15 protein-coding genes are annotated in these 18,081 nt (G+C 36.8%); 13 read left to right on the top strand and 2 right to left on the bottom strand.

Annotated elements, in window-relative coordinates; all coding sequences use genetic code 11:
- Positions 1 to 6 precede the first annotated feature (6 nt).
- The 6 genes from ligA to ACQV2Q_RS06770 all read left to right on the top strand — a co-directional run bounded on the left by ligA (position 7) and on the right by ACQV2Q_RS06770 (position 7,545).
- Entirely contained in the window at positions 7 to 2,031 is a 2,025-nt protein-coding gene (ligA, locus tag ACQV2Q_RS06745; RefSeq protein WP_428874874.1) for an NAD-dependent DNA ligase LigA, read from the top strand.
- Entirely contained in the window at positions 2,021 to 3,322 is a 1,302-nt protein-coding gene (locus ACQV2Q_RS06750; RefSeq protein WP_428873564.1) for a CamS family sex pheromone protein, read from the top strand. The genes ligA and ACQV2Q_RS06750 overlap by 11 nt, the downstream gene beginning before the upstream one ends.
- A 16-nt stretch (positions 3,323 to 3,338) precedes the next feature.
- Positions 3,339 to 3,638, top strand: a complete 300-nt coding sequence (gatC, locus tag ACQV2Q_RS06755; RefSeq protein ID WP_428873565.1) for an Asp-tRNA(Asn)/Glu-tRNA(Gln) amidotransferase subunit GatC — start codon at positions 3,339 to 3,341, stop codon at positions 3,636 to 3,638.
- A 1-nt stretch (position 3,639) separates the two neighbouring features.
- The gene (gene gatA / locus ACQV2Q_RS06760; protein ID WP_428873566.1) at positions 3,640 to 5,106 is read left to right on the top strand and encodes an Asp-tRNA(Asn)/Glu-tRNA(Gln) amidotransferase subunit GatA; all 1,467 of its coding nucleotides are present in this window, start codon (positions 3,640 to 3,642) and stop codon (positions 5,104 to 5,106) included.
- A gap of 10 nt (positions 5,107 to 5,116) precedes the next feature.
- Positions 5,117 to 6,547 carry an Asp-tRNA(Asn)/Glu-tRNA(Gln) amidotransferase subunit GatB gene (gene gatB, locus ACQV2Q_RS06765; RefSeq protein ID WP_428873567.1) on the top strand — a complete coding sequence of 477 codons (1,431 nt, stop codon included), beginning with the start codon at positions 5,117 to 5,119 and terminating at the stop codon, positions 6,545 to 6,547.
- Between the two features lie 110 nt (positions 6,548 to 6,657).
- Entirely contained in the window at positions 6,658 to 7,545 is an 888-nt protein-coding gene (locus tag ACQV2Q_RS06770) for a YitT family protein (RefSeq protein WP_428873568.1), read from the top strand.
- An 808-nt stretch (positions 7,546 to 8,353) separates the two neighbouring features.
- Here ACQV2Q_RS06770 and uvrC read toward each other — a convergent pair.
- Positions 8,354 to 10,165, bottom strand: a complete 1,812-nt coding sequence (uvrC, locus tag ACQV2Q_RS06775; protein ID WP_428873569.1) for an excinuclease ABC subunit UvrC — start codon at positions 10,163 to 10,165, stop codon at positions 8,354 to 8,356.
- Positions 10,166 to 10,180: 15 nt separating this feature from the next.
- On the bottom strand, positions 10,181 to 10,504 hold the full coding sequence (locus ACQV2Q_RS06780; RefSeq protein ID WP_428873570.1) for a hypothetical protein: 324 nt from the start codon (positions 10,502 to 10,504) through the stop codon (positions 10,181 to 10,183).
- 129 nt (positions 10,505 to 10,633) lie between these two features.
- Between ACQV2Q_RS06780 and ACQV2Q_RS06785 the strand changes: the two genes are divergently transcribed.
- The 7 genes from ACQV2Q_RS06785 (at position 10,634) to map (ending at position 17,988) form a co-directional block, all read left to right on the top strand.
- On the top strand, positions 10,634 to 12,337 hold the full coding sequence (locus ACQV2Q_RS06785; protein WP_428873571.1) for a M3 family oligoendopeptidase: 1,704 nt from the start codon (positions 10,634 to 10,636) through the stop codon (positions 12,335 to 12,337).
- Positions 12,338 to 12,362: 25 nt separating this feature from the next.
- A complete protein-coding gene (locus ACQV2Q_RS06790) occupies positions 12,363 to 13,373 on the top strand; it encodes a Gfo/Idh/MocA family protein (protein WP_428882351.1) in 1,011 nt (336 codons plus the stop codon).
- Between the two features lie 61 nt (positions 13,374 to 13,434).
- Positions 13,435 to 14,703, top strand: a complete 1,269-nt coding sequence (locus ACQV2Q_RS06795) for a DEAD/DEAH box helicase (RefSeq protein ID WP_428882353.1) — start codon at positions 13,435 to 13,437, stop codon at positions 14,701 to 14,703.
- 98 nt (positions 14,704 to 14,801) lie between these two features.
- On the top strand, positions 14,802 to 15,953 hold the full coding sequence (locus ACQV2Q_RS06800; protein WP_428882355.1) for a glycosyltransferase family 4 protein: 1,152 nt from the start codon (positions 14,802 to 14,804) through the stop codon (positions 15,951 to 15,953).
- Positions 15,954 to 16,062: 109 nt separating this feature from the next.
- Positions 16,063 to 16,308 (top strand): GlsB/YeaQ/YmgE family stress response membrane protein, encoded by a 246-nt coding sequence (locus tag ACQV2Q_RS06805; RefSeq protein ID WP_428873575.1) that lies wholly within the window; start codon positions 16,063 to 16,065, stop codon positions 16,306 to 16,308.
- An 84-nt stretch (positions 16,309 to 16,392) separates the two neighbouring features.
- Positions 16,393 to 17,184 (top strand): acyl-ACP thioesterase domain-containing protein, encoded by a 792-nt coding sequence (locus ACQV2Q_RS06810; RefSeq protein ID WP_428873576.1) that lies wholly within the window; start codon positions 16,393 to 16,395, stop codon positions 17,182 to 17,184.
- Between the two features lie 45 nt (positions 17,185 to 17,229).
- Positions 17,230 to 17,988, top strand: a complete 759-nt coding sequence (map, locus tag ACQV2Q_RS06815; protein ID WP_428873577.1) for a type I methionyl aminopeptidase — start codon at positions 17,230 to 17,232, stop codon at positions 17,986 to 17,988.
- Positions 17,989 to 18,081 lie beyond the last annotated feature (93 nt).

Genomic DNA, 18,081 nt, shown 5'->3' on the forward strand with positions numbered 1-18,081 from the left:
CTCCTGATGTCTAATCAGCAGAAAGAAAGACAACGTTTAGATGCTTTAAAAGAAAAATTAAATAATTATGCTTACTCTTACTATGTATTGGATCAGTCATTAATTACGGATGCAGAGTATGATGAGCTGTATCAAGAATTGCTCATGATTGAAGCTAAGTATCCGGAGTGGGTCACTTTGGACTCACCTAGTCAGAGAGTGGGTGACCAGCTGTTAGAAGGTTTTCAAAAGGTTAAACATGCTCAAACCATGTACTCTTTAAGTAATGCTTTTAATGAAGCAGACATACATGCTTTTATTAAAAAGGTAGAAGAAGTGGTTGGGTCTCAGCATTCTTTTATCTGTGAGTGTAAAATCGATGGTCTTGCCATTGCCTTAACTTATGAAGATGGTTTGTTTGTTCGAGGAGCTACACGAGGTAATGGTCAAACGGGAGAAGATATTACTCAAAACCTACGAACAATCCATTCCTTACCATTACGACTGAGAAAGCCCATTTCAGGTGAATTTCGAGGAGAAGCTTATATGCCTAAAGAGGTCTTTTTAAAATTAAATGAACAAAGAGATGAGGCAGGGGAAAGTCCCTTGGCTAATCCTCGCAATGCGGCAGCTGGTGCATTGCGACAGAAAGATCCCGCAAAGGCAGCAAAGAGGCAACTAAACATATTTATGTATAATTGCTCTAGTCAATCGGATATAGAGGCAACTTCTCAAGGAGAACTCCTAGAAGAGATGGAAGCTGTTGGCTTAAGAACGAACTCTTTTAGAAAAGAATGTCATAATTTTAATGAAGTATGGGAGTTTATCCAAACGGTTGGCCAAAAAAGGCACCAATTACCCTATGAGATTGATGGAGTGGTTATTAAAGTCAATGCTTTTGAATATCAAGAAAAATTGGGGCATACTATTAAAGCGCCCCGTTGGGCAATTGCCTATAAGTTTCCAGCAGAAGTTGCTCAAACAACTTTACTTAATGTAGATTGGACAGTGGGTAGAACTGGAGTAGTTACCCCTACCGCTATTATGGAGGCTGTTCAATTGGCAGGAACTACTGTTCAAAGAGCAAGTCTTCATAATGTAGATCTTATTGAAAAACTTGATTTACATATAGGTGATCAAGTCGTTATCCATAAGGCAGGAGATATTATTCCCGAAATATTAGAGGTTGATCTAACTAAAAGAAAGCGAGATGATCGACCGGTAGCTATTCCTACCGAATGTCCACAATGTCATGAAGAGCTAGTGAAAATTAAAGATGAAGTGGCTTTAAGATGTGTTAATCCTAACTGTCCCGCCCAAAGGTTGGCTCAGATTACTCATTTTGTTTCCCGATTAGCCATGAATATTGATGGTCTGGGTGAAAAAATTATTGAGCAATTATTGGACCATCATTTGATTGAAAATCCGGCTGATCTTTATTATCTCAAGCAAGAAGACCTTTTAAAACTTGATAAGATTAAAGAAAAGTCAGCTAACAACTTGATCCAAGCGATTAATGAGTCTAAGGATAGGGGATTAGATCGATTACTATTTGCTTTGGGAATTCGTCATGTCGGTGCAAAAGCTGCTCGCCTAATTGCCGAAGAATTTGGTACAATAGAAACAGTGATGATTGCCGAGGCAGAACAAGTCGGTCAAATTGAGGGCATAGGTGAAATCATCTCTCAATCACTGGTTCATTATTTCCAACAAGAGTCTTCATTAAAATTGATTGATCGTTTAAAAAAAATAGGTGTCAAAACCGATTTTCAAACAACCGTGATTGGCACTCAACAGACCAATGAATTTAAAGGAAAGACTATTGTTCTAACTGGTAGTATGAATGCTTATACTCGTAATGAAGCAAAGCAAATTTTACAAAATTTAGGAGCAAATGTAACCGGCTCAGTCTCAAAGAAAACAGATATATTGATTGCGGGGGCAGAAGCCGGCAGTAAATTAATAAAAGCTCGGGATTTAGGTGTTACAATCATAGATGAATCTACATTTATAGAAAAATTAGTAGAAAGTGGAATTAACGATGCAAAATAAATTGAAATGTATCACATTGCTAACCTGTCTTACTTTATTGTCAGGTTGCTTAAATAATTTAGAGGTAAAAAAAGAAGAAGCAGAACTGACACCTGAGAAGGTGATGGCCAGGTCAACTTCTAACCAATTAGCTAATGAAAATTATCGAGCTGTAATAACAGATGGTAAGTATCAACTCGGCCCCTCAGCTAGTGCAGACTACACATTATCTTCAACGGGCAATGCCTTTGCTTTCGAAGATGGTCTGTTACGTTTGTCACGAGAGGTGTTTCCTACCGATCAATACTTTTTACAAGAAGGCCAATTGATTGATGGTGATACACTGACTTCTTGGGTAGGCAGAGAAGCAGACAATAATCCAGCAGGCTTAAACCCTGCTATCCCTGTCGATAGTGGTGGTGCTAATCGTGAAACAACATCTTCTGACACTGATACGACTGTTGAGAATCAATCCCCTACTATTGAAGAAGCGACAGTAACTTCGGTTTTAGAAGATGGTCAAGAGGTTATGGTTGATGTAGAGGGTAATATCATTGATGAGAACGCCGGTAGGCCAGATCAGGTTGTCACTCAGGTTCAATCTACGCCTATTTACTTATCGCAAATTTTAGAAAAAAATATTATGGTTGAAACTGAAACAGGGTACAAGCTAGCAGGTATTGTTCTTGGCTTATCCATGAATTCGCGTTATGAGTACACCGACCCAGAGGGGGTTGTTTACGAAGAAGAAATCTCTATGGGAGAAATGCGTGAGCGCGGAAGAGCTTATGCTAATATAATTGTGGGTCGTTTAAGAGCAACCGAAGAATTGAGATCTATTCCTATTCTAGTGGGTATATACCGACAGGCACCTTCTGATGAAATTGTAGGGGGTAGTTTTGTCTTGGATGGTATTTCACGTGAGGGAAATGCGGTTTCTGATTGGAAAGAGCTTAATGAATACCGAGTTGCTCTACCTATGACTGATTCAGGTGTCGAAGCAGAAAAATACGCTTATTTTGATAGTTTTTCTAAAGGCATTCGTGAGTTTTTCCCCAATCTGAATGGTATTTCCGGTCAAGTATTATATGCAGACGATCAGTTGAAAACATTAGATATTGAAATAGTCACACAGTTTTATCAAACAACAGAAATTACTGCTTTAAGTCAGCATGTGCTGGACACTGCGCAGAAAACATTACCTGAGAACATAGCAATTGAGATTAAAATTGTTTCTAATGCGGATACAGAAGCTTATATAGGTAGAAATGCAGGAGAAACGGAGTATCAATCACATATATTTAGACAATAAGAAGAGGGGGAAAAGAATGATTACACGCGAGGAAATTAAGCATGTTGCAAAATTAGCCAAATTAAGTTTTAGTGAGGAAGAACTGGACCAATTTGCTCCAAATATCCAAGAGATTGTTGAAATGGTTGAGCATTTACAAGAGGTGAACACGGAAGGTGTCGAGCCGACTTATCATGGTAACCAGTTGAAGAATGTTTATCGTGAAGATATCGCAGTCCCTAATCCGTCTTATCGAGCCTTATTGGATAATGCCCCAACAGTAAATGAAGGCTATATTCAAGTACCAGTGATTATCGAAGATGAAAAAGGAGATTAAGATGAAAAAATTCCCAACAACCATTACTGAGATGAAAAAAGGGCTAGAATCAGGAACATTTACAGCTGTCGAATTGCTTGAACATACCTACCGGCAAATTGAGACTTTGGAGAGTGCTGTTCAATCCTTTTTAAATTATGAAGATTTTAAAGAGCCGGCTTTTGAAGTGGCTAAAGCTGCAGATGAAGAAGGCTATTCGAATAATGATTCAAAATTATTAAAAGGCATTCCTATAGCAATCAAAGATAATATTTTAACAGCTGATTTTAAAACAACTGCAGCCAGTAAAATGCTTGAAGATTTTGTGCCAACTTATGATGCCTTTGTTATAAAACAATTAAAAAAGGCAGGAGCCATTATAGTGGGTAAGGTTAACCTAGATGAGTTCGCTATGGGAGGATCTACTGAAAATTCCTATTTTAAAACAAGTAAAAATCCTTGGGATCTTGAAAGAGTACCAGGAGGTTCTTCGGGGGGGTCGTCAGCAGCCGTAAGCGCTAGACAGGTGCCAGCAGCTTTAGGAACCGATACCGGTGGTTCGATTCGTCAACCTGCCTCTTATACAGGTATTGTTGGAATGAAGCCAACTTATGGTCGTGTTTCTCGTCATGGAGTGATCGCTTTTGCTTCTAGTCTTGATCAAGTCGGACCGATGACTTTAACAGTTGAAGATAACGCTTTACTTTTACAAGTGATTGCGGGGCATGATCCAAATGATGCGACCAGTTTAGCCGACGAAAAATTAGATTTTAGCAGTTTGATTGGTCAATCCATTGAAGGCAAGCGAATTGCTTTTCCTAAAGAATATCAATCAGAGGTCATTGATGCGGATGTTCGTCAAGCAATGGAAAAAGCAGCTGATTATTTTACAAGTAAAGGAGCAATCGTTGAAGAAGTTTCTCTTCCTCACTCTGAGTACGGGATTAATGTTTATTACATACTAGCTTCTGCGGAAGCTTCATCTAATTTACAGCGTTATGACGGTATTCGCTACGGTTATCGTTCAAAAGCAGCTGAAAATTTAGAAGAAATCTACTTAAAATCTCGCTCTGAAGGCTTTGGTCCTGAAGTCAAGCGACGATTAATGGTAGGGACTTATTCTTTAAGCTCAGGCGCCTATGATAAATTCTTCAAGAAGGCAGCGCAAGTGCGCTCATTAATTATTCAAGACTTTAAAGAAGTATTTGATCAATTCGATCTTATTATGGGACCGGTCACTAATTCGACAGCTTACAAAATTGGTGAACGCATTTCAGATCCGCTCAAAATGTATGTGGCAGATTTGTTGACAATCCCGGTTAATTTGGCTGGAATACCCAGCCTATCTGTACCTGCCGGCTTTGATAGCAAGGGCTTGCCTATTGGAATGGCACTCACAGGCCCAGTGGATAGCGAAGCCTTACTTTACCAAATGGCTTATGATTTTGAGCAAGGTCACGACTTTGTTAAGCAAGCACCTAAACTATAGGAGGATCTAGATGAATTTTGAAACAGTAATCGGACTTGAAGTCCATGTGGAATTAAAAACCCAATCTAAAATCTTTTCTTCCTCACCTGTTGGCTTCGGTGTGGATCCCAACGCCAATACCAATGAGAAAGATTGGGGCTATCCGGGAGCGTTACCGACTATGAATCGCCAAGCGATAGAATACGGAATGAAAGCTTCTCTAGCTTTAAATTGCCAGGTAGCTAAGCAGATGAAGTTTGATCGTAAAAATTATTTTTACCCGGATAATCCATCTGCTTACCAAATTTCTCAATTTGATCAACCGGTCGGGTCTAATGGATACCTGGATATTGAAGTAGAAGGAAAAAAACGTCGGATACGTATTGAACGTGTTCATTTGGAAGAAGATGCAGGAAAAAACACACACGGAGTGGACGGCTATTCATATGTTGATTTAAATCGCCAAGGTACGCCATTAATTGAAATTGTTACCGAAGCAGATATTCGTTCCCCTAAAGAGGCCCACGCCTTTCTAGAAGCCTTACGGGAGAGAATAATGTATACAGGCGTTTCGGATGTGAAAATGGAAGAGGGCTCTTTACGCTGCGATGGTAATATTTCAATTCGACCTTTTGGCCAAGAAGCTTTCGGGACAAAAACTGAAATCAAGAACTTAAATTCCTTTAATTATGTTCGCAAAGGTTTAGAGTTTGAAGAAAAACGTCAGGAAAATATTTTAAGATCTGGTGGTATCATTTATCAAGAAACACGTCGTTATGACGAGAAAACAGGACAAACGATTCTAATGCGTACTAAAGAGGGGGCGGCAGATTACCGCTACTTCCCTGAACCAGATCTACCACCGGTAACTATTTCACAAGAATGGATTGATCAAGTCCAGCAAACGATGCCAGAAATGCCAGAAGTGCGTCGTAAAAAGTATGTTGAGAATTATCAGCTTCCGGAATACGATGCCATGGTCTTAACCCTTCAAAAGGAAATGTCAGATTTCTTTGAAGAAACTATTCAAGAAGGAGCAGATGCAAAGCAAGCTTCCAACTGGTTAATGGGAGAAGTATCTGCTTATCTAAATGCACAACAGCTTGAGCTTTCTCAAACAGCTTTAACTCCTAAGAATTTAGCAGAAATGATCCAACTAATTGATAAAGGAACAATTTCTTCCAAAATTGCCAAAAAACTCTTCAAAATATTAGCTCAAGAAGGGGGCAACGCTAAAGAAATTGTTGAAGCTCAAGGAATGGCTCAACTTTCAGATCCAGCCCAATTGAAACCTTTGATTGAAGATATTATTGAAAATAATCCACAATCCGTTGAAGACTATAAGAATGGAAAAGATCGAGCTGTTGGATTTTTTGTAGGACAAGTTATGAAAAAAACTAAAGGTCAAGCAAACCCCCAAGTCGTTAATGAGTTAATCCTTGAAAAATTGCAAACAATGTAGCTATAAGGAATCATAAACGAGACAAGTGAAAACCGACATTTGTGTCGTTTTTACTGGATTCAAACAATTATAAGAAAAGCCATTTATAAAAGAAGATAGGAAGTGTAAAAATGAAAAATATCATATCGTCATTATTAATGACAATCGTCGGAACATTCTTAGTCGCATTAGCTATCAACTTAGTATCTTTACCGAACGAGTTGGGAGATGGCGGAGTTACTGGTTTTACCCTCTTTCTTCACTATACTCTAAACTTTGATATTCCTAAGACCGCCTTCGTTTTAAACGTGATTATTCTGATTATTGGTTGGAAATTATTGAGTAAAATGACGATTGTTTATACGCTCTTATCAATTGCTGCACTTTCGTTTTTTTTAAAAGTCGTTCAGCCTACCCCTTTCATTCCAGATAACCAATTAGTTGCTCCTTTAGTATCAGGGGTAATTATGGGAACAGGATTGGGAATTGTCATTCGTGGCGGTGGATCAACCGGAGGTACAGATATTCTTGCTTTAATTTTGAATAAGTATGTTGGAATTAGCGTTTCAAATGCTTTACTAATATTTGATGGAGTGATTATTTCCTTATTATTTTTTGCGATTGGTCTAGAAAAAGGCGCTATTTCCATTGTTGGGATTCTCCTGTATAGCCGAATCTTAAACTTCTGGGTTACAGGTTACAATCCTAAAAATGCACTGTTTGTTATTTCAGAAAAACATGAAGAAATTGGTAATGAAATTATGGATAAAGTTAAGCGCGGGGTTACTATCTTCTCTGGTTATGGCTTCTACTCAAAGGCTCAACGACAAATATTATATGTGGTGGTTTCCAATCGTCAGCTAATGGCGGTTAAAAAGATTGTTCATAATATTGACCCTAAAGCATTTATTGCGGTTAACGATGTTCAACAAGTGGATGGTGAAGGCTTTACCTTCTTACGTGAACCTGAAGAAATGACTTTAGAGACTGACGAAAGTATTTTAAATACAAATGGCTAATATAATGCTTTCTATTTCTTAAGAATAATTATAAAAACCTTGCATGATTTGGCACTGCACCCCATAAATGGGACAGAATAAAGAACACCTTTGTTAGGCTGTTTGTTGTCGGTATTGAACCGGTGACACCTAGCCTAATTTTTGTTGAACTCGCTTATGATTAACAGTTTTTTCTGTTTATAAGTTGATTAAATGGGTGATTTTACGGTAACCATAGGTGAAAGGCTGTTTCTTACATAATTGTCCAATTTTAATTTTCCCTTCATTTTCTAGGTTAGCATTTACACGAACTTTCTAACGATAATAAGTAGATCGAGCGATCCCTTAGCAGGAGAGGATTAAACTTACCGAAACATGTGCTTTTAAACTTTCAACCGTTTCGACGACTACTTTTGGTACCCACTCCTCTTCAACACTTTGTGTTTTTTTAGGACATCCATCGCTGCTTGATGACGTTTTAATTTGATTTTGAGTGGATCTATCTCGCTAAGTTCTTCTAATCCTTTGCCATAAGTCTATTCTTTACCTCCAGCTTGATTGAAGCGCTAGGTTTGACCTTAACGATCCCAACGCCAGCAAGTTTTTACTTGAGATGTGTTCTTAATGTTTAATTCATCCATTATTTGTTTATTAGTCCGGCTTTCATTTTTCAATTCAATACATTTCCATTTTGTTTCTGCAGAATAAGCTAGGTGATTAACCCTAATCAAACACCTCCATTAAATTCATTTCACACGAATTCAACGGAGGTGTTTTTATGTTTGTCTCACTATTCGGGGTCAGTGCCAATTATGCAAGGTTTTTCTTATCAGTTATTAGAATCATTAAGAAATTCGAGAATTCGTTTTGAGGTCGGACGGGAAATGCCCAATCTACGCAAAGTGTCTACATCAGATTCTTTAATTTTTTGTAATGATTTAAAGTGTTTTAAAAGTTTAGAGCGTGTAGCCGGGCCAACTCCTGGTATAGTATCTAAAATAGAAGCCACCTGACTCTTAGCACGTACTTTTCGGTGATAAGATATTGCATACCGATGAACTTCTTCTTGCACTCTTTGAATAAAGTGGAAGGCTTGGGAACGCGGATCAAGGTCGACTATCTTTTCAGTGTAACCTTCCAGTAAGGAGGCCGTCTTGTGTTTATCATTTTTAACCATACCGACTACGGGGATAGCTAATCCTAACTCATTTTCCAAGACATCTCTAGCGGCTCTTACTTGTATAATCCCTCCATCCATCAAAATTAAATCAGGTAATGGTTTTTTTTCTTTGAGCAAGCGAGTGTAACGACGCCTGATTACTTCTTGAGAATGAGCAAATTCATTGGCTCCATCTCCACTCTTAATCTTAAATTTACGGTAATTTTTGCGATCTGGTTTACCCTCTTGATAAACAACCATCCCCGAGACCGTATGAACACCTTGGATATGTGAGTGGTCAAATGCTTCAATATGATTAGCCTGTTCAATTTGAAGGGCCTCTGCTAACTCTTCGATGGCGCCCAGCGTTTTACGTGTGCTAGCTTCAATTAAGCGGAATTTCTCATCTAAAGCTAATTTAGCATTTTTTTCACACAAATCGAGCATTGCCTTTTTCTTTCCTCTAAGAGGTGTTTGAACAGGAATTTCAAAGACTTCTTCTAAAACCTCTTGATCAACAGAAGCAGGGACTAAGATAGCTTTTGGAATAACATTATATTGCTCTTTATAGAAGCGAGCAATATAAGTTGTTAGTTCATGATCTGGTTCTTTTTCACCATAACTAGGAAAAAGAGCAGCTTTACGTTTAAGAATAGAACCCTGTCTTAACATAAAGGTTTGTATAGATATCCATCCCCTATCATAATAGAAATTAAAGACATCCATATTATCATAATCTTGACTCATAATAGCTTGTCTTTCAACGGTTGTCTCAATATATTCAATCTGATCGCGTAAATCAGCAGCTTGTTCAAATTCTAGCTTATCAGCTGCTTCAGACATCTTGCGCTTCAAGTCGTTTTTAATTGGACCGACTTCACCATTAAAGAAACGTTTAATCCGATTAATTTGCTTTTGGTAGGTTTCTTTTGAAACGGGATGATCACAACAACCAATACACTGTCCCAAATGGTAGTAAAAGCAAGCGCGCTTTTCATTTTTACCACAACGTCTTAGAGGATAAATTTTATGTAATAATTGTTGAGTGGCTGTAGCGGCTTGTACGTTTGGAAAAGGTCCAAAATAATGTCCGCCATCCTTAAGAACTCGATTGGTAATAATTAATTGAGGGTCCTTTTCATTAGTTATTTTTAAATAAGGATACATACTGCCATCTTTAAGTTTTATATTGTATTGCGGCTTGTATTGTTGAATCAAATTAATTTCAAGGATCAAAGCTTCTTTGTTAGAATTGGTAACAATTGTTTCAAAATGATGAATCTCAGAAACCAGTTTTGCTGTTTTACTATCATGGGCTCCTCTGAAATAAGATCGCACGCGGTTTTTTAAGTTTTTAGCTTTACCCACATAAATAATTTTATCATTAGCATCTTTCATTAAGTAGCATCCGGGCAATTCAGGTAATAAAGGGAGTCTTTGTTCAATATTATGTCGTATTTCTTCAGGGCTTTCTTTAGGCAAGGATGGGTCTCCTTTCTAGAGTTTTTTTTGATTAGGGAGTTGTTGGATTACTTTTTCATATGAGCGGGGGACTCTTTTTTCAATAAGATATTTTTCAGTAATAAATTGCTTTTTATTGTTAAAGTGTCCGTATATAAGAATCTGATCTCCCACCATAACCTCATACATAAAAGTTAAAGCTTTACGGGCAATCAAAGCAGTAAATTCTTGGTTTATTAAGTCAATAGGATTTAATGGATGCTTGATTAGTTTCAATTTAAATAAGACCAATGTCGGATCACTGGCCTTAATTAATTTTTGATAAATGACGATCCCTTTATATTGAAATTTCTTAGTCATTTGGATGCTCCTTAAATTCACTTAGATATAGTATAGCAAAAGCAGTCAAAAAAGTTTATTTTTAAATCGTTTTCAGCATATTCACGCTGTGTTATAATAAAAATAATAAATAAAAAAGGATGTGGAAGCATGAAATTCAATGAATTCGAATATAAAAGACCAGATATGTCTCTTTTAAAACAGTCATTCCAACAGCAAATTGAGGGAATCAAAAAAGCTGAGTCGGCTGAGGATGCACTTGCAGCGGTTAAGGCCATTCAAGACATTCAAAGAGATATTGAAACGAATTCAACATTAACTTCAATTCGTCATTCAGTGGATACCCGTGATCAATTCTATTCAGATGAAACGGATTTCTGGGATGAAAACTCACCCCTTATTAGTGAGTGGGAAAGTGACTATTATCGAGCTACACTTGGCTCACCTTATCGTAAAGAATTAGAAGAAGAACTACCTCACACTTTCTTTAAGTTAGCAGAAAATCATTTGAAAATCTTTTCTCCAGAAATTATACCGCTATTACAAAAGGAAAATCGTTTGGTATCAGAGTATGGTAAGTTAAAAGCTTCTGCTGAAATTGAGTATAAAGGTGAAATTTATAACTTATCAAGTATTGGCGCCTTTACTCAAGATGCTGATCGAAAAGTACGTAAAGAAACTTCTGAGTTAATTACTGATTGGTATTTAGAACGCCAAGATGAGTTTGATCGTATTTATGATCAATTAGTTAAAACGCGTCACGAAATTGCAACAAAGCTAGGTTTTAAAGATTTTGTTGAAGTGGGTTATGCGCGTATGGCACGTTTAGACTATGACCGTAAGGACGTTGAAGTCTATCGCAAAGAAGTGCAAAAACATGTCGTACCTTTAGCTGAGAAACTATTTGAACGTCAGCGTGAACGTCTAGGTTTGGATAAGCTAGCCTTTTATGACTTAGGTCTAACTTTCCCTACAGGCAATGCCAAACCTGAAGGAAGTCCAGAAGAGATTGTTGCTAAAGGTGTTGAAATGTACCATGAATTATCACCAGAAACAGGTGAGTTCATTGACTTATTAATTGAATACGATGTTTTAGATTTAGAGTCTAAACCAGGTAAAGATACAGGTGGTTATTGTACGTATCTACCAAATTACAAGACGCCTTATATTTTTGCCAACTTTAATGGTACATCACACGACGTTGAAGTATTGACTCACGAGGCAGGCCATGCCTTCCAAGTTTATAATTCAAGATGGATTCAAACCCCTGAAGCTGTATGGCCAACTTTAGAGTCTTGTGAGATTCATTCAATGTCAATGGAATTTTTAACTTGGCCATGGATGAAAAACTTCTTTGGTGATAGCATTGAGAAGTTTAAGTATCAACATTTAGCTGGAGCTGTTCAATTTATTCCTTATGGTGTTTGTGTGGACCACTTCCAACATGAAGTATATGAAAATCCAAACATGACACCAGAAGAACGTCGTCAAACTTGGAGAAAATTAGAAAAAATTTACAACCCTTGGATTGATTACCAAGGCAATGAGTTCTATGAAAATGGAGGCTGGTGGTTCAAACAATTGCACATCTTCACTATGCCTTTCTATTATATTGATTATACTTTGGCTCAAGTATGTGCTTTCCAATTCTGGAAACGTAGCCAAGTAGATCATGATCCAAAAGCTTGGGAAGATTATTTGAATATTTGTAAGGTTGGGGGAACTCAGACTTTCACAGAAATTATTGCAACAGGGAACTTGAAGTCACCATTTGAACCTGGCAATCTTGCGGATACTTTAGCAAGTATAGAGGCCTACCTCGACCAAGTCGATGAAGAAACTTTAAGAAAATAATGGTGATCCTAAAGGAGCGTTTGTCATGTTGAACTATGCGACGATCGGTAGCTCATGGATTACTGAGCAAATGATGAATGCGGCTCGGTTAACACAGCGTTACCATCTCACAGCGGTTTATTCACGTTATCTTGACTCGGCTAAACAGCTTGCACAAAAACATGATGCCGATTATTTTACCAATGAATTAAATAATATTCTCTATGATCCTAAAATCGAAGTGATTTATATCGCTAGTCCTAACTCCTTTCATTTTCAGCAGGCTATCCAAGCTGTAAAAGCAAAAAAGCATGTAATTATTGAAAAACCTATGGTAACCTCCTCGGCTCAATGGCATGAGCTCTATTCACTCGCTGACGAAGTCGGAGTTTATGTATTTGAAGCGGCAATGCACTATCATAGTCGAAATTATAGTCGTTTGAAGCCTTTAATTAAACATAAAATGAAAGAGTTGGACAGTCCTTTATATGGTGCTAACTTTAATATGGGACAATACTCTTCTCGCTATGAAACTTACTTAGAATCCAAAGAAAAGGGTTGGCAAGTTCCGAATGTTTTTAATGCTGATTTTCATGGTGGTTCCTTGATGGATTTAGGTGTCTATCCTTTATACATAGCGCTCGACTTATTTGGTCTTCCTGAATCTGTTTACTATCATGCGATAGATGATGGACGACAAGTTGATTTGTTTGGTACAGTCATTTTAAAGTATGCTCAAACACAAGTTTCAATCTTTTTGTCCAAGACTGTTCATTCTTTGATGCCGAGTGAAATTTATATTGGCCAAGAAACTTTTATCATTAATGATATCTCACGCTTAACCAAGGTGAGTTTAGTTAACACAGAGGGTAAGAAGGCCCAAATCATAGATTATTTACCAGCTAATCCAATGTTTGATGAGTTATTAAGCTTTTCAGATATGATCCATGAAGAAAAAACAATTCATCAAGAAATATTGTATGAGAACTGGAGACAATTATCCTTGCAAGTGGTTCAAGTTCTTGAGTTATTACGTCAGTCAGCTAAACTATTATAAGACCCTTGAACGGTTAGAAGTCAATGACTTTTAGCCGTTCTTTCATGAAGAAGGAGATTGTATGAAGGAATTATCAAATACACAATTAAAAAAACACTGGCAAGAAAAACATTTTTCCGAGGCAACACCTATTCAAAAACAAGTCTATCCCTACCTTAAAAATGAAGAGCCGGTTGTAGCTATTTCGCCAACTGGTACGGGAAAAACACTGGCCTATTTGCTTCCTATCCTAGAAAAGATTGAAGTAAACCAACATCTACAAGCCATCATATTTGCCCCTACTCAAGAATTAGCTCAGCAGATTTTTTTAGTGGTGGATGAATGGAGCCGATTACTTGGAATGACTTCTATGAGTATTGTTGGCGGTGCTAATGTCAAAAGACAAATTAAAAAATTAAAAAATAAACCGGAGCTTATTGTGGCAACTCCTGGACGTTTTAATGAGTTACTAAAGCAAACATCTAAACTGAAGGTTCACACGGTTAAATGGATTGTCTATGATGAAGCAGACTATCTTTTTTCAAAAGGTGAGCAGCAAATAGCAGACATTGAAATGATTGAGAAACGCCTCATGAGAGATATTAAACGCTATTATTTTTCAGCTACTAAAAGTAAAGATTTTCTTGATTATTTACAAGCAAAAAATTATGAATATGATCGTTTAGAAATTTCAATGCATTCAGCCAATATGCAAACTGAACATTTGTACCTAGAAGTTAACAATCGACAAAAAACAAATATGTTAAAACGTTTGGCTCAAATTGAAAGCATGCAAGCGATTGTCTTTTTTGATCAAATTAGTGAGTTAGAAAGAGCTGCTGCAAAAATGATTTTTGAAAATTTATCCATATCTGTACTTCATAGTCAATTAACCAATCGAGAAAGACAAATGGCCTTAGAACAGTTTAGACAGCAAAAAACAATCTATTTATTAACGACGGATTTAGCTTCTAGAGGACTTGATATAGAAGGAATACCTTATGTTATTCATTATCATCCAGCACGAGATGTGCGGACTTATTATCATCGTTCAGGAAGAACTGGACGCATGGGGAATGAGGGATGTGCTATTTCACTGGTCAATCAACAAGAAGCTATAGACCTAAAAAATATGCTTGATGACAGTAGTATTCACTTAGAAGAAAGAGTGCTTTATGATCGTAAATTATTAAATGAATGGCCTGAGGAGGAAGAAATAAAACGGTCTAGTAAACGAATAACTAAGAGTAAATCACATCCAAAAAAACCAAAAACAGCAGTCAAAGCTAAAAAGAAAAATCGTAAGCGTAATACTAAAAACATTGGGAAACCGCGCAAAAGGGAAAAATAAAAGCTTTACCTAAATTTTACAATAAATTTACAGTATCTTTTTATCATTGAGTTATAATAATTATTAAGATAGGACATTAAGGTAAAAGGAGAAGTGAAATGAGAATTTTAATAGCAACAGAAACATTTGTACCTGCTACAGATGGTATCTGTACACGCCTTGCTCATATGACAATTGCTATGAAGGACTTGGGTCATGAAATAATTGTCGTATCACCTGATTTAGGAATTACTGAGTATAAGGGTGTAGAAGTGATACCGATGGATTCTTTTAACTTTCCTTTATACAAATCACGTCCTTGGGGTTTACCTTCTCGCAAAATGAAAACAATTATTCAAAATTTTAAACCTGATATTATTCATGCAGTCAATCCATTTTTCATGGTAACTTCTGCTGTTAAATATGCTAAGCAATTGGGAATTCCTTTATTAGCTTCCTACCATACACACTTGCCTGATTATCTTGATTCCTATAATTTACCGCTCTTGAAACCAATTCTATGGGATTATATTCGCTTTTGGCATAATGACGCTGATTTAAATGTTACTGTTTCAGAAAGTTTAAAAGTAGAATTAATCCAACAGGGGATAGCTGCTGAAGGAGTTATGCCGCGTGGTATTGACTTTAAAAAGAGGCATCCTAAGTTTTTTGATCAGAATTTATATAACAAATGGACTTTTGGATTAGATAATCAAAAACTACTAGTCTATGTTGGACGACTTGCTGCTGAAAAAGATTTAGATCATTTATTACCAATCCTTTCTTACCGAGAGGATATCTGTTTAGCAATTGTTGGGGATGGTCCAGAGCGCCAACATTTAGAAGAATTATTTACAGGCACAAAAACGACCTTCACTGGCTTTTTAACTGGAGAAGACTTGTCTAAGGCATATGCAACAGGAGACGCCTTTATATTCCCATCTGTTTCAGAAACTTTTGGCTTAGTTATTTCAGAATCGATGGCTTCAGGAGTTCCGGTAATCGCTGCTGAAAATGGTCCTACCCTAGAACAAATTACTCCCAACCAAACAGGAATGATTTATCAATCAGGGAATATAAAGTCATTAATGGAAGCTTTAAAGATTTTAGATAATCCTTTAAAGCTTAAGAAAATGGGGTTAAGAGCCCGTCGAGAAGCTGAAAAATATTCATGGAAAAACGCCACCAGCATGCTGTTAAATTATTATGAAGAAACAATTCATCTTAGTTCTCAAAAACTCTCACATCTTAGTAAATTAGTAAATCAATAAAAGAGCAGCTCATCAAACGCTTAATAGGGTAAGGACAAAACAAAGGATTCGCAAAATGTAGTAATTTGTTATATAATTTATATAGAAATGAAAGAAAGAAGGTATAATTATGGGACTTATTATGACTTTAATTGTTGGAGGAATCATTGGATGGTTAGCAGGTATGGTTCTAGGTAAAGATATTCCTGGGGGAGTTATTGGAAATATCATTGCTGGTATCATCGGTTCATGGATAGGTGGTCAATTCTTCTCTAATTTTGGCCCTGTAGTATCTGGCATTGCTATTTTCCCATCATTAATTGGAGCGATTATTCTGATTGCAGTAGTATCCTTTGTCTTAAAGAAAACAAGATAAGTTGATTAGCTTAACACTTAGGCGGGTTCATTGAACCTGCCTTTTTTCTTTATTTACTGATATTCTTATTTGGGAGGAAATGACATGGTGGAAAAACTGACGTCTTATACTCAAACATTTAAAATAAATACTGATTGGTTTATCGATCCAGAAAATAAAAGTAATAATTTTACTAAACTATTAGAAGCTGTTCTGGAAACTTCCACAAGGCATGATCAAGTTAATCAATTTGATCAAACTGACTCTATTTTGGGGCAGGATGAAAGTTGGGTAATTACGCAAAACATCTGCATGATCAATCAACTGCCTCAATATGGTGATACGATTGAAGTTCAGACTAAGATTATTCAGGCCAACCGATTTTTATTAGAGCGGTGGTTCGAGATAAGGTCTAAAGATCATCTTTTGTTAGAATGTCAGATGCAATTCGCGGTGATTAATTTAAAAACTAGGAAAATGGGCCGTATTGCTCATAAAAAGTTAGAAGAATTACAACTTATTGACCACCAACAAGAGGTTAAGAAAATAAAGCTTAATTTTCCTGACGATATAACTCTTTGGAAAGAAAAAGACCAAGCTATAACAAATCAAGATATTGATTTTAATCATCATGTCAATAATCTTGTTTATATAAATTGGTCCATTGGTAGTCTTCCTTCTTGGTTACAAAATAATTATGACATAAAAAACTTAGCGATTAAGTATGGTCGAGAGTTGCTTAGAGAGCATCAAGTTAAAATTCTTACAGAGGCTAATGTCAAATTAGAGACTCAAACTGATGCTAAAAAAATAATAACTTATCAAACTATTTATAATGCTACTAATCAGCAAGAAGCGGCTCGGATTGAAATCGAATGGCTGGAAAAAGAGCTGTAATTCGTTATAATAGATTCGATAATGAAATTAGAAAGAAGGCTATTAATGATCACACTTAAATCTGAAAGAGAAATTCAAGCCATGAAAGAATCAGGAAAAATCCTTTCTGATATTCATGTAGCATTACGGGATTTTATAAAAGCGGGGCTAACTACTAAACAAATCGATCAATTTGTTCAAAATAAAATTGAAGCAGCTGGAGCTGTCGCTGCCCAAATTGGCTACGAAGGTTATAAATTTGCTACTTGCACCAGTGTTAATGACGAGATATGTCACGGTTTCCCATCTAATCGTAGCTTAAAAGCTGGTGATATAATAAAGGTAGACTTCTGTGTAGATTTTAATGGAGCTATCTCTGATTCTTGTTGGTGTTATGCGGTAGGTAAAATTAGTCCAGAGCATAAGCGATTAATGGAGGTTACCAAGGAAGCATTATATCGCGGGATTGAACAAGCTAGACCTGGGAATCGTATAGGGGATATTGGACATGCTATTCAAACATATGTGGAAAAAGAGGGCTTTGGTGTAGTTCGCGACTTTATTGGTCACGGTATTGGTCCTACTATCCATGAAGAACCAGCTGTTCCTCACTATGGTATAAAAGGCAAGGGACTTCGATTAAAAGAAGGTATGACAATTACCATTGAACCAATGGTAACCACAGGAGATTGGAAAATGAAGATGGATGCCAACGGTTGGACGGCCAGAACCCGAGACGGAGGATACTGTGCCCAGTACGAGCATTCATTAGCTATTGGACCAGACGGACCTATTTTATTGACTCAACAGGAAAATGAAATATAATTTAATTGTTTAAAAATAAAAACAAGGGGTTGGAACAAAAGCCCTGAATAATTAAAGAAAGTTTGGTAAACGGTACAATCGTTAATCGGACTT

Origin of the sequence: Facklamia sp. P12950 (assembly GCF_050409465.1) — a bacterium.
In the GTDB taxonomy this organism is placed as follows: Bacteria; Bacillota; Bacilli; order Lactobacillales; family Aerococcaceae; genus Facklamia.

Coding starts and splice junctions, on each gene's coding strand:
- gatB (WP_428873567.1), top strand. CDS start 5,117: ATGAATTTTGAAACAGTAATCGGACTTGAAGTCCATGTGGAATTAAAA.
- ACQV2Q_RS06795 (WP_428882353.1), top strand. CDS start 13,435: ATGAAGGAATTATCAAATACACAATTAAAAAAACACTGGCAAGAAAAA.
- gatA (WP_428873566.1), top strand. CDS start 3,640: ATGAAAAAATTCCCAACAACCATTACTGAGATGAAAAAAGGGCTAGAA.
- map (WP_428873577.1), top strand. CDS start 17,230: ATGATCACACTTAAATCTGAAAGAGAAATTCAAGCCATGAAAGAATCA.
- ACQV2Q_RS06810 (WP_428873576.1), top strand. CDS start 16,393: ATGGTGGAAAAACTGACGTCTTATACTCAAACATTTAAAATAAATACT.
- ligA (WP_428874874.1), top strand. CDS start 7: ATGTCTAATCAGCAGAAAGAAAGACAACGTTTAGATGCTTTAAAAGAA.
- ACQV2Q_RS06750 (WP_428873564.1), top strand. CDS start 2,021: ATGCAAAATAAATTGAAATGTATCACATTGCTAACCTGTCTTACTTTA.
- ACQV2Q_RS06800 (WP_428882355.1), top strand. CDS start 14,802: ATGAGAATTTTAATAGCAACAGAAACATTTGTACCTGCTACAGATGGT.
- ACQV2Q_RS06790 (WP_428882351.1), top strand. CDS start 12,363: ATGTTGAACTATGCGACGATCGGTAGCTCATGGATTACTGAGCAAATG.
- ACQV2Q_RS06770 (WP_428873568.1), top strand. CDS start 6,658: ATGAAAAATATCATATCGTCATTATTAATGACAATCGTCGGAACATTC.
- gatC (WP_428873565.1), top strand. CDS start 3,339: ATGATTACACGCGAGGAAATTAAGCATGTTGCAAAATTAGCCAAATTA.
- ACQV2Q_RS06785 (WP_428873571.1), top strand. CDS start 10,634: ATGAAATTCAATGAATTCGAATATAAAAGACCAGATATGTCTCTTTTA.
- ACQV2Q_RS06805 (WP_428873575.1), top strand. CDS start 16,063: ATGGGACTTATTATGACTTTAATTGTTGGAGGAATCATTGGATGGTTA.
- ACQV2Q_RS06780 (WP_428873570.1), bottom strand. CDS start 10,504: ATGACTAAGAAATTTCAATATAAAGGGATCGTCATTTATCAAAAATTA.